General features: G+C 72.2%; 6 protein-coding genes. 4 read left to right on the top strand and 2 right to left on the bottom strand.

Features of this window, described 5'->3' with window-relative positions:
* Positions 1 to 3 precede the first annotated feature (3 nt).
* Positions 4 to 4551 (top strand): HAMP domain-containing protein, encoded by a 4548-nt coding sequence (locus MUY14_RS14480; RefSeq protein WP_247023519.1) that lies wholly within the window; start codon positions 4 to 6, stop codon positions 4549 to 4551.
* Between the two features lie 4 nt (positions 4552 to 4555).
* Positions 4556 to 6928 (top strand): SpoIIE family protein phosphatase, encoded by a 2373-nt coding sequence (locus MUY14_RS14475; protein ID WP_247023517.1) that lies wholly within the window; start codon positions 4556 to 4558, stop codon positions 6926 to 6928.
* Positions 6929 to 6976: 48 nt separating this feature from the next.
* On the opposite strand, the gene MUY14_RS14470 is transcribed toward MUY14_RS14475, so the two are convergent.
* Entirely contained in the window at positions 6977 to 8071 is a 1095-nt protein-coding gene (locus MUY14_RS14470) for a calcium:proton antiporter (protein WP_247023516.1), read from the bottom strand.
* A 51-nt stretch (positions 8072 to 8122) separates the two neighbouring features.
* Positions 8123 to 9025 (bottom strand): LysR family transcriptional regulator, encoded by a 903-nt coding sequence (locus MUY14_RS14465; protein WP_247023515.1) that lies wholly within the window; start codon positions 9023 to 9025, stop codon positions 8123 to 8125.
* A gap of 70 nt (positions 9026 to 9095) precedes the next feature.
* Here MUY14_RS14465 and MUY14_RS14460 point away from each other — a divergent pair, with 70 nt between their 5' ends.
* Together MUY14_RS14460 and MUY14_RS14455 are read left to right on the top strand one after the other, a co-directional pair.
* Positions 9096 to 10829, top strand: coding sequence for a pyruvate dehydrogenase (locus tag MUY14_RS14460; RefSeq protein ID WP_247023514.1), 1734 nt, complete (start codon positions 9096 to 9098; stop codon positions 10827 to 10829).
* Between the two features lie 276 nt (positions 10830 to 11105).
* Positions 11106 to 11255: a hypothetical protein gene (locus MUY14_RS14455; RefSeq protein WP_247023513.1), complete on the top strand. Its 150-nt coding sequence runs from the start codon at positions 11106 to 11108 to the stop codon at positions 11253 to 11255.
* The last annotated feature ends 9 nt before the right edge of the window (positions 11256 to 11264 follow it).

Here is an 11264-nt window from a genome sequence, read left to right as displayed (position 1 = left end):
GCAATGGTCGAAGGGGCGCGCCCGGGGACCAAAGGCGCGGTCGCAGGCGTGGGCGAGGCGGGGGAGCAGGAGCTTCGCCGGCTGCTGGCCGGGCTGACCGCGGTCCGCGACGGCGACTTCGGCATCCGGCTGCCCGGCGGGGCCGACGGCCTGCTGGGTGAGATCGCCACCGTGTTCAACGGCATGGCCGACCAGCTGTCGCTGTTCACCTCCGAGGTCACCCGCGTCGCCCGCGAGGTCGGAAGCGAGGGCCAGCTCGGCGGGCAGGCGAAGGTCCCCGGCGTGTCCGGCACCTGGAAGGACCTCACCGACTCGGTGAACGCCATGGCCGGCAACCTCACCACCCAGGTCCGCGACATCGCGCAGGTGGCGACCGCGGTCGCGAAGGGCGACCTCTCGCAGAAGATCGACGTCGACGCGCGCGGTGAGATCCTCGAGCTGAAGGACACCGTCAACACGATGGTGGACCAGCTGTCCTCCTTCGCGGACGAGGTCACCCGCGTGGCCCGCGAGGTCGGCAGCGAAGGCCGCCTCGGCGGGCAGGCGCAGGTGCCCGGCGTCGGCGGCGTCTGGCGCGACCTCACCGACTCGGTCAACTTCATGGCCGGGAACCTGACCGACCAGGTCCGCAACGTCGCCCAGGTGACCACCGCGGTGGCGAAGGGCGACCTCTCGCAGAAGATCACCGTCGACGCCCGGGGCGAGATCCTCGAGCTCAAGAGCACGATCAACACGATGGTGGACCAGCTGTCCTCCTTCGCGGACGAGGTCACCCGCGTCGCCCGCGAGGTGGGCACCGAGGGGCGGCTGGGCGGCCAGGCCGACGTCAAGGGCGTCTCGGGCACCTGGCGCGACCTCACCGACTCGGTGAACTTCATGGCGGGCAACCTGACCGACCAGGTCCGCAACATCGCCCAGGTCGCCACCGCGGTGGCGAAGGGCGACCTCTCGCAGAAGATCAACGTGACCGCCCGCGGCGAGGTCCTGGAGCTCAAGGACACGCTGAACACGATGGTGGATCAGCTGTCCGCGTTCGCGGACGAGGTCACCCGGGTGGCGCGCGAGGTCGGGACCGAGGGACGGCTGGGCGGCCAGGCGGACGTCAAGGGCGTCTCCGGCACCTGGAAGGACCTCACCGAGTCGGTCAACGTCATGGCCGACAACCTCACCGCGCAGGTCCGCTCGATCGCCCAGGTCACCACCGCCGTCGCGCGCGGTGACCTGTCCCAGAAGATCCGCGTCGACGCGCGCGGCGAAATCCTCGAGCTCAAGGACACCATCAACACGATGGTGGACCAGCTGTCCGCGTTCGCGGACGAGGTCACCCGCGTCGCCCGCGAAGTCGGCACCGAAGGCAACCTCGGTGGCCAGGCGACCGTCCGCGGGGTCTCCGGCACGTGGAAGAACCTCACCGACAACGTCAACGTGATGGCGTCCAACCTGACCGGGCAGGTCCGCTCGATCGCCCAGGTCGCGACGGCCGTCGCCCGCGGTGACCTCTCCGGCAAGATCACCGTCGAGGCCAAGGGCGAGGTCGCGGCGCTGGCCGACGTCATCAACACGATGGTCGACACGCTCTCGGCGTTCGCGGACGAGGTCACCCGCGTCGCCCGCGAGGTCGGCACCGAAGGCATGCTCGGCGGCCAGGCGCGCGTGCCGAACGTCGCCGGCACCTGGAAGGACCTCACCGACAACGTCAACTCGATGGCGAACAACCTCACCGGGCAGGTCCGCAACATCGCCCAGGTGACCACCGCCGTCGCGCAGGGCGACTTGACCCGCAAGATCGACGTCGACGCCCGCGGCGAGATCCTCGAGCTCAAGACCACGATCAACACGATGGTCGACCAGCTCTCGGCGTTCGCCGCGGAGGTCACGCGCGTGGCGCGCGAGGTCGGCAGCGAAGGCCGCCTCGGCGGCCAGGCCGAGGTCGAGGGCGTCTCGGGCACCTGGAAGCGGCTGACCGAGAACGTCAACGAGCTGGCCGGGAACCTCACCCGGCAGGTCCGCGCGATCGCCGAGGTCACCAGCGCCGTCGCCGAGGGCGACCTGACCCGCTCGATCACCGTCGACGCCTCCGGCGAGGTCGCCGAGCTGAAGGACAACATCAACTCGATGGTGGAGTCGCTGCGCGAGACGACGCGGGCGAACCAGGAGCAGGACTGGCTGAAGTCCAACCTGGCCACCATCACCGGGCTCATGCAGGGCCGGCGCGACCTCGCCGTCGTCGCGGCCGCGGTGATGGACGAGCTGGTCCCGCTGGTCAACGCCCAGTACGGCGCGTTCTACCTGGCCGACGACACCGCCGAGGTCCCCGAGCTGCGGCTGGTCGGCGCGTACGGCCACCCGGACGGCGAGGGCCCGGTGGCCCGCTTCCGGATCGGCCAGTCGCTCGTCGGGCAGGCGGCCCGCAGCCGCCGCCCGATCGCCGTCGACGACGTCCCGCCCGGCTACGCCACCATCTCCTCCGGCCTCGGGAGCACCGTGCCGGCCAGCCTCTTCGTGCTGCCGATCGTGGTCGAGGACCAGGTGCTCGGCGTCATCGAACTGGCGTCGGTGCACGGCTTCACCACGGTGCACCGCGGGTTCCTCGAGCTGCTGATGGAGCAGATCGGCGTCAACGTCAACAGCATCGTCGCCAACGCCCGCACCGACGAGCTGCTCGGGGAGTCCCAGCGGCTGACCGCGGAGCTGCAGGCCCGCTCGGAAGAACTGCAGGCACGCCAGGAAGAGCTCCAGTCGTCCAACGCCGAGCTGGAGGAGAAGGCGGCGCTGCTGGTCACGCAGAACCGCGACATCGAGACGAAGAACCTGGAGATCGAGCAGGCCCGCCAGGAGCTGGAGGCCCGCGCCCAGCAGCTGACGCTGGCGTCGAAGTACAAGTCGGAGTTCCTGGCCAACATGAGCCACGAGCTGCGCACCCCGCTCAACAGCCTGCTCATCCTCGCCCAGCTGCTCGCGCAGAACCCGACCCGCAACCTCACCGCCAAGCAGGTCGAGTACGCCGGGATCATCCACTCCGCGGGCTCGGACCTGCTGCAGCTGATCAACGACATCCTCGACCTGTCCAAGGTCGAGGCCGGGAAGATGGACGTCACGCCGGAGCAGGTGTCGCTGCGTGGCCTGCTGGACTACGTCGAGGCGACGTTCCGGCCGATGACCTCCCAGCGCAATCTCGACTTCCGGATCACCGTCGCCCCCGGCTCGCCGCCCGAACTGCTCACCGACGACTCGCGGCTGCGGCAGGTGCTGCGCAACCTGCTGTCCAACGCGGTCAAGTTCACCGAGGTCGGCGGGATCGAGCTGCACATCGAGGCGGTCGACGTCGAAACGCTGCCGCGGCCGCTGCGCGCGCACGGCGCCGCCGTCGCCTTCCGCGTCACCGACACCGGCATCGGGATCGCCGAGCACCAGCTCGAATCGATCTTCGGCGCGTTCCAGCAGGCCGACGGCACCACCAGCCGCAAGTACGGCGGCACCGGGCTCGGCCTGTCGATCAGCCGCGAGATCGCCCAGCTGCTCGGCGGGTTCATCACCGCCGAGAGCACCCTGGGCGAGGGCAGCACGTTCACCTTCTCGCTGCCGGTCGCCCGCCCGGACTTCGCGACGCTGCCCGCCGGTGACCACCCCGGCGCGCTCGTCGTGGCGGGTGATCCGGGTACCGCGCTCACCACGTCCGCGCCGCGCGCGTACCGGCGGCTGCTCGTCGTGGAGGAGCGCCAGCACGGGCTGCTGACGCTCGTCGCCGAGAGCGCCGCCGCGGATCTCGCCGACAGCCGGGACATCGGCCTCTCACCCGCCGACGTCGAAGTCGTGACGGCGGTCGGCACCCAGGAGGCCGCGGCCGCGCTCGCCACCGACGCCTACCACTGCGTGGTGCTCGACCTGGACCTGCCGGACCGGACCGCGTTCGGGTTCCTCGACGCGATGCAGGGCGACAGCGCGCTGCGGCTGGTGCCGGTGCTGGCGCACAACAGCCGCCGCCTCGACAGCGAACTGGAGCAGCTGGTGCAGTCCCGCGCGGACGTCCAGTCGCTCGAAGTGCTGTCCGGGCTGGACGAGCTGCGCGAGCGGATCGCCCTGCACCTGTCGGCCGAAGAGCCCGGCGCGGTGCTGCCGCTGGTCCGCCCGGACGAGCCGGCCGCGCCGGTGCGGGCGGCCGACGTCGACACCACGCTGTCCGGGCGCACGGTGCTGATCGTCGACGACGACCCGCGCAACGTCTACGCGCTGACCGGGATCCTGGAGCTGCACGGGATGCAGGTGCTGCACGCCGAAGACGGCCGCAAGGGCGTCGAGACGGTCGCCGCCCACCCCGGCATCGACCTGATCCTGATGGACGTGATGATGCCGGAGATGGACGGCTACACCGCGACCGCGAAGATCCGCGCGATGCCCGAGCACGCCGCCATCCCGATCGTCGCGGTGACGGCCAAGGCGATGCCGGGCGACCGGGAGAAGAGCCTCGCCTCCGGCGCGACCGACTACGTGACCAAGCCGGTCGACGCGGACGACCTGATCGCCCGCATCAAGCGGCACGTGACGGCGTGATCGGGTGACCGCCGACGAAGAGCTGCTCCCGGTCCCGGGGCGCCCGGCCGAGGTGTCGGCCAACCTGGCCCGGCTCGCCGAGACCGTCGCCAGGCTGCGCGGCGAGGTCGACCACGCGCACGCCGTCGCCGACGGCCGCGCGCTGATCGAGCTGGCCAAGGGCGTGCTGATGGAACGCCTCCACTGCACGCCCGCCGACGCCGCCCGGCAGCTGGAAAGCCTCGCCGGGCGGGCCGGGCTGACGCCGCTGGAGTTCGCCGCGGACGTCGTCGGCGAAGCGGCCGAGGACCGCATCACCGAAGTGGCGCAGGAGTTCCTGGCCCGCGCGGAGGGCGAAGACTCCGTCGCGGTGCGGCTGCGCACCGCGGAAAGCGGGGTGCTCGCGGCGGGGGACACCCAGCGCGTCGCGGAGTCCATCCTGGAGCACGCGCTGCGCCCGCTCGGCGCGACCGCCGTCGCGGTGTGGCTCGCCGGGCCGGACGGTTCGCTCACGCTGGCCGGGTCGGCGGGGTTCTCCGCCGAAGAGGCGGCCCGCTGGCGGTACGTCCCGCCCGGGGTGGCGACGCCGGCCCGCAACGCGCTGCTCGAACGCGACACGGTCTGGTACCCGACGCTGTCCGGCGCCGGGCTGCCCTCGCTCGGGCAGCACACCCTCTCCGGCGGCGGGCGCGTCGCGGTGCCCACCGGCACCGGCGGCCGGATCATCGGCGTCGTCGAGATGTGCTGGCCCGAGCCGCTGCCCGCCGAGCCCGGGCGGCAGCGCCGTCAGCTGGAGGCGCTGGCCGAGCTGTGCGGGCACACGCTCGACACGTGGGACGGCGTGGTCGCGCCGGTGGCCGCCGGGTCCGGGGACTTCCTCAGCGAGCTGGTGGACTTCGTCGACGGCCTGCACGACCCGGCGGTGCTGCTGTCGCCCTGCGTCGACGGCGGCCGGCTCACCGACTTCCGCATCCACCACGCCAACGTCCGGTTCGCCGACCCCGGCGGCCGTCCCCGCAGCCGGATCGTCGGCACCCGCCTGCTGGAGGCGTACCCGCTGGCGGCCGAGGAGAGCGGCCTGCTCGACAAGATCCGCCGCGTCTACGCGACCGGCGAGCCGTTCCGCGCGGGCAGCCTGCCGGTCACCACCCTCGTCGACCAGGTGCCGCTGACGGTGCACACCGACGTGAGCGTGACCCGGTTCGCCGGCAACGTGCTGCTCATCCTGCGCATCCAGGACGACGCGGCGAAGCTCGCCGTGCTGCTGCAGCACGCCCAGCGGCTCGGCCGGATCGGCGGGTTCGAGGAGAACGTCGTGACCGGGACGATCACCTGGAACACCGAGCTGTTCGCGCTGTACGGCCTGCCGCCGACCGCCACGCCGCTGTCGCTGCACGAACTGGCCACGCACGCGCACCCCGACGACGGGCCGGCGATCGGCCGGTTCCTGCGGGCGGTGCTGCACCACCAGCGCCCGTCCTCGACGGCGTTCCGGCTGCAGCGCTCCGACGGCGTCGCCCGGCACATCCGGGTGGTCGCCGAGCCGGTCGCCGACGCGGCCGGCGAGCTGCTCGCCGTGCGCGGCGCCTACCAGGACGTCTCGTCGCAGCACTGGACCGAGGTGGCACTCGCGGCGACGCGGGACAAGCTGGCCGAGACCGAGCAGCAGTCGATCGAGCGCAACCGGCTCGCGCTACAGCTGCAGCACGCGATCATGCCGCCGGCCAAGGGGCCGATCGACATGCCGGGCCTGCGCGCGGCCGTCCGCTACCGGCCGGCCGAGAAGGAGCACCTGGTCGGCGGCGACTGGTACGACGCGGTCGCGCTGCCGACCGGCGAGGTGCTGCTGTGCGTCGGCGACGTCGCCGGCCACGGCATCGACGCGGCGACGGGCATGGTGAGCCTCCGCAACGCGCTCCGGGGCCTCGCGGCGACGGGCGCCGGCCCGGCGCAGCTGCTGACCTGGCTGAACCTGGTCGCCTACCACCTCACCGACCACGTGACGGCGACCGCGGTCGCGGCGGTGTACGACCCGGCGACCCGGGCGTTGCGCTGGGCGCGCGCGGGACACCTGCCCCCGATCGTCCGCCACCGCGACGGCGAGGTGACGACCCTGCCGCTGATCCGCGGCTCGCTCCTGGGCGCGGTCCGGGACGTGACGTACCAGGAGGAGGAGATCCGCCTGGCGGAGGGCGACATCCTGCTGATCTACACGGACGGCTTGATCGAGCGCCGCGACCGCCCGGTCCAGGAGACGGTCTCGCGGCTGGTGACCCTGGTGGAGCGCCACGAGGGTGGCTTGGAGCACCAGCTGGACACACTGCTGACCTACAGCACGGCGGACACCGACGACGACACGTGCGTGGTGGGGATCGAGGTCCGGTCGGCGAGCTCATGAGTGGGAAACGGTGTTCCAACGCTGTTTCCCACTCACGACCGGGGGCTCTCAGGGGTTGACGGCCAGCACCAGGAAGCCCGCCAGCAGCACCAGGTGCACGCCGCCCTGGAGGCGGGTCGCCCGGCCCGGGACCACCGTCAGGACGCTCACCACCACCGTCAACGCCAGCAGCACGATCTGCGTCGAGCCGAGGCCCAGCAGCAGCTCGCCCGGCAGCCACAGCGACGCCAGTGCGATCGCCGGGATCGTCAGGCCGATGCTCGCGATCGCCGAGCCGTAAGCGAGGTTCAGGCTGATCTGCATCCGGTCGCGCTGGGCGGCGCGCGTGGCCGCGAGCGTCTCCGGGAGCAGGACCAGCAGGGCGATCACCACGCCGACGAACGACTGCGGGAAGCCGGCCGCGCGGACGCCCGCCTCGATCGCCGGGGACTCCACCTTCGCCAGGCCGACCACCGCGACCAGGGCGATCAGCAGGAGCGCGAGGCTGCCCAGCGCCGCCCGGTTCGTCGGGGGCTCGGCGTGGTCGTCTTCCTTGACCTCGCCGTCGGCCGCCACCGGGAGGAAGAAGTCGCGGTGGCGCATGGTCTGCGTCAGCACGAACGTGGCGTACAGCGCCAGGGACGCGACGGCGGCGAACGTCAGCTGCGCCGAGGAAAACGCCGGGCCCGGCGTGCTGGAGGTGAACGTCGGCAGCACCAGGCTCAGCGTGGCCAGCGTCGCGACCGTGGCCAGCGCGGCACCGCTGCCTTCGGAGTTGAAGAGGGTGACGCCGTAGCGGCGGGCGCCGACCAGGAGCGAGATGCCGACGATGCCGTTGGTCGTGATCATCACCGCCGCGAACACGGTGTCGCGCGCCAGCGAGCCGGCGTCCGGGCCGCCCGAGACCATCATCGTGACGATCAGCGCGACTTCGATGACGGTGACCGCGACCGCGAGCACGAGCGAGCCGAACGGCTCCCCGACGCGGTGCGCGACGACCTCCGCGTGGTGCACCGCGGCCAGCACGGTCGCCCCGAGCGCGATCGCCACGATCGCCACGAAGACCGGGCCGAGGTCGCGGCCCCAGGCGAGCGCGAGCACGAGGATGCCGAGCACGGGGGTGACGGAGGTCCAGGACGTCAGGAAGGATCTCAGCGCGGCCATGTCTCCACCCTGTCACACCGGCGGTCACTTTGCGTGGTCGTACGGCGATTCTCACATGGTCCCTTGTGGACGGTCGAACCGCCCGGGAACGGTGTCGAGCACGTGCCGCCGGAAGGTTTCGCTGGGTGCGGGGAGGTTCCGCCCGGCCACCCACGCGAGCCCGATGTCGCGGGCAGCGTCCACATCGGTCAGTTCCAGGTGCGGCGCCGGGAACGCCGCCGTGTGCGGCAGCGGCAGCACGGACACGCCGAGCCCGGCGGTCACGAGCCCGCGCAGCGTCTCGACTTCGTCGCCCTCGAACCCGATGCGCGGGGCGAACCCGGCCTCGGCGCACAGCCGCTCGGTCGTTTCGCGCAGCGCGTAACCGGGGCGCAGCAGGATGAACGTCTCGTCCGCGACGTCGGCGAGGCGGACGCGGTGTCGCCCGGCGAGGCGGTGGTGCGGCGGGACGGCCAGCCGCAACGGCTCGACGAGCAGGCGTTCCCAGTGCAGCTGGGGGTGCCCGGGGTCGCCGCTGGTGAGGACGAGGTCCGCGGTGCCCTCGAGCAACTCCGCCTCGAGCCCGGCCTCGCCGTGCTGCCGCAGCTCGAAGCGGGTGCTCGCGTGCTCGCGCAGGAAGCCGCTCAGGACGTCGGGCACGAGCCAGGTGCCGAAGGTGTGCAGGAAGGCCAGCGGCACGACGCCGGCCCCCGGCGCGACGATGTCGGCGACTTCGCGCAGGCCCTGGTCGAGCTGGTCGAGCACGAGGCCGGCGTGCCGCTTGAAGACGTGCCCGGCCGGCGTCAGCCGCAGCAGCCGCCCGGACCGGCGGAACAGCTCGGCGCCGGCTTCGTGCTCCAGCCGCCGCAGGGCCCGGGAGAGCGCGGGCTGGGTCAGGTGGGCCCCGGCCGCGGTCTCCGTGACGGTCGCGCCGCCGGCGACCTCGCGGAAGAGCCGCAGCATCTGGACGTCCATGCGCCCAGTGTATGGAAGTTCAGCCGATCAGGCATTGGACGCATGCGCCGGGGCGGGGCAGGCTGGGGGCATGGCTACGGTGGCAGAACAACTGGTCAGGACGCTGCGGGACGCGGGCGTCGAGCGCATCTACGGCATCGTCGGCGACAGCTTGAACCCGATCGTCGACGCCGTGCGCCGCATCGACGGCATCGAGTGGGTGCACGTCCGCCACGAAGAGACCGCCGCCTTCGCCGCGGCGGCCGAAGCGCAGGTCACCGGCAAGCTCGCGGTGTGCGCGGGCAGCTGCGGGCCGGGCAACCTGCACCTGATCAACGGCCTGTTCGACGCCCACCGCTCGGGCGCGCCGGTGCTCGCGATCGCGTCGCACATCCCGTCCAACCAGATCGGCACCGGGTTCTTCCAGGAGACCCACCCGGACCGCCTCTTCACGGAGTGCAGCCACTTCAGCGAGGTCGTCGCGGACCCGGCGCAGCTGCCGCGGCTGTTGCGCATCGCCACCCAGGCCGCCGTCGGCAAGGGCGGCGTCGCGGTGCTGACCATCCCGGGCGACCTCGCCGACCGCAAGGCCACCGGCCCGCTCACCGAGCGGCTCCCGCTGGTCGAGCCGTCGCCGCCGGTGCCGTCCGCGGACGCCGTGCAGAAGCTCGCCGACCTGCTGAACTCGGGGGAGAAAGTGATGCTGTTCGCGGGCGCGGGCGTCCGCGGCGCGCACGAAGAAGTCATGGCCCTGGCGGAAAAACTAGCCGCCCCGGTCGGGCACTCGCTCGGCGGCAAGGAGTGGATCCAGTACGACAACCCGTTCGACGTCGGCATGAGCGGCCTGCTCGGCTACGGCGCCTGCTACGACGCCATGCACGAAGCCGACCGGATCGTGTTGCTGGGCACGGACTTCCCGTACGACAAGTTCCTCCCGCAGGCGCGCACGATCCAGGTCGACCACGACGCTTCGCGCCTCGGCCGCCGCACGCCGCTGGACTTGGCGGTGCACGGCGACGTCAAGGAGACGCTGCGCGCGCTGCTGCCGCTGCTGCGCCCGCGGACCGAGCGCGCGTACCTGGACCGGATGCTGCGCGAGCACGTGCGGAAGCTGGAGAAGGTCGTCGGCGCGTACACGGGCAAGATCGAGCAGCGCCGTCCGATCCACCCGGAGTACGTCGCTTCGGTGCTCGACGAGGTCGCCGCGGACGACGCCGTGTTCACCGTCGACACCGGCATGGGCAACGTCTGGGCCGCGCGCTACCTGACCCCCAACGGCCGCCGCCGCGTGCTCGGCTCGTTCCGGCACGGCAGCATGGCGAACGCGCTCCCGCACGCGATCGGCGCGCAGCTGTCCCAGCCGGGCCGCCAGGTCGTGTCGCTCTCGGGTGACGGCGGGCTCGCCATGCTGATGGGCGACCTGCTGACGCTGCCGGCCTACGAAGTGCCGGTGAAGGTCGTGGTGTTCAACAACGCCACGCTCGGCATGGTGAAGCTGGAGATGCTGGTCGACGGGCTCCCGGACTTCGGCACCGACCACGCGCCGGTGAACTTCGCGGCGATCGCGGCCGCGTGCGGCGTCTTCGCCGAGCGGGTCGAGGACCCGGCCGACGTCCGCGGCGCGCTGGAGAAGGCGTTCGCCCACCCCGGCCCGGCGGTCGTCGAGGTGGTGACCGACCCGAACGCGCTGTCGATCCCGCCGCGGATCACCGGCGAGATGGTGCGCGGCTTCGCCTTGGGCGCGACGAAGACGGTGCTCAACGGCGGCGTCGGCAAGATGGTCGACCTGGCGCGCGCCAACCTGCGCAACGCCCCGCGCCCGTGACCCAGGAGTGCTGTCCGACTGTCATAGACGCAGGCGGGAATCGGTTGCCACCAGGCAACCTGACTTGGCTCTGCGCACTAAGTGGCCGGTCCTAGGGGTCTGCCCATCGCTTCCCGGTTACGGCTTCAGCGACAAGCCGGCCGCGCCTGGGTGGGGGATCGAGCGGATATCCGCCCGGCTGTACTGGGAAAGCCTCCGGCAGGTCAACGAATGGATCTCCGGGCCGGCCGGCGCGCTGGTGACCGTACCCACCGGCTGTCCGGTCTTCCCCAAAAAATGCAGCGCCCGTCTCGGCGGTGGGCGGAGCGCCGGTTCCCGAACATCCGGTACTGGAACGAGCCCGGCAAGGGCGGCCACTTCGCGGCGTTCGAGCAGCCGGCGTTGTTCGTCGACGAGGTCCGGTCATTCTTCCGGCTGGTCCGCTGATGGTCACCC

The sequence above is a fragment of the Amycolatopsis sp. FBCC-B4732 genome, assembly GCF_023008405.1.
Lineage (GTDB): Bacteria > Actinomycetota > Actinomycetes > Mycobacteriales > Pseudonocardiaceae > Amycolatopsis > Amycolatopsis pretoriensis_A.
This window is presented reverse-complemented; position numbering and strand designations above follow the sequence as displayed.

What these genes read in the sequence shown, in the direction of transcription:
- MUY14_RS14465 (WP_247023515.1), bottom strand. Translation starts at nt 9,025, where the DNA reads ATGGACGTCCAGATGCTGCGGCTCTTCCGCGAGGTCGCCGGCGGCGCG.
- MUY14_RS14470 (WP_247023516.1), bottom strand. Translation starts at nt 8,071, where the DNA reads ATGGCCGCGCTGAGATCCTTCCTGACGTCCTGGACCTCCGTCACCCCC.
- MUY14_RS14455 (WP_247023513.1), top strand. Translation starts at nt 11,106, where the DNA reads ATGCAGCGCCCGTCTCGGCGGTGGGCGGAGCGCCGGTTCCCGAACATC.
- MUY14_RS14480 (WP_247023519.1), top strand. Translation starts at nt 4, where the DNA reads ATGGTCGAAGGGGCGCGCCCGGGGACCAAAGGCGCGGTCGCAGGCGTG.
- MUY14_RS14460 (WP_247023514.1), top strand. Translation starts at nt 9,096, where the DNA reads ATGGCTACGGTGGCAGAACAACTGGTCAGGACGCTGCGGGACGCGGGC.